Annotated in this window: 1 protein-coding gene; it reads left to right on the forward strand. The window is 59.6% G+C overall.

Annotated features, from left to right (window positions below; genetic code table 11):
- On the forward strand, positions 1 to 333 hold a 333-nt coding region (locus FS320_RS47480; protein WP_210252278.1), incomplete at its 5' end, for a hypothetical protein.
- Positions 334 to 584 lie beyond the last annotated feature (251 nt).

The raw sequence follows: 584 nt of genomic DNA on the forward strand, positions 1-584 counted from the left end.
AAAGGCCTCAGCCTCGATCTCAATAGCCTGGGCCAGCAGCTTGCGAGCGCCAGTCCGCAGAATATCGGTCAGGGGATCGTCAATCGTGTCGGGCTGACGAAAGCGGACAATGTTGGTAGTCTCGTTCGTGGCGTATCGCTCTCTCGAAGAGGTTCTGGCAGGCTCGACACCCGCCTCGATACGCCGCCCTTCTCACACCGTCATCACCCAGTTTCCGCCATAGCTCACATGTCCCGGATTACGGCAGAACCAACCGGGGCTATGCTCCCCAACGTGACGAGCAACGCAGGCACTAACCACGAGACGGTCTCGCCTCACTCAGAACTGCTCTGATCCCGACACCTCAGTGCCGAGAACCGCCCAGGCCGTGGATGATTGACGCCATGGTGATCTGCCGATGCAGATCAGCGAGTCGCTGGACGAGAGGCTCCCGCGCCTGAGCATGGCGAGCGTCAAGCTGTCAATGGGCGTTGAATCTCCCGTAATTATGGGCCTTCAATTTTCCCTACCTGACGGACGAGAATGGGTCCGGTGATCAGCCGGTCGGATGATCATTTGCTTTGCCTCCTGGTGGTCGGCCCCGG

It is taken from the genome of Microvirga tunisiensis (assembly GCF_009296175.1).
GTDB classification, from domain to species: Bacteria; Pseudomonadota; Alphaproteobacteria; order Rhizobiales; family Beijerinckiaceae; genus Microvirga; species Microvirga tunisiensis.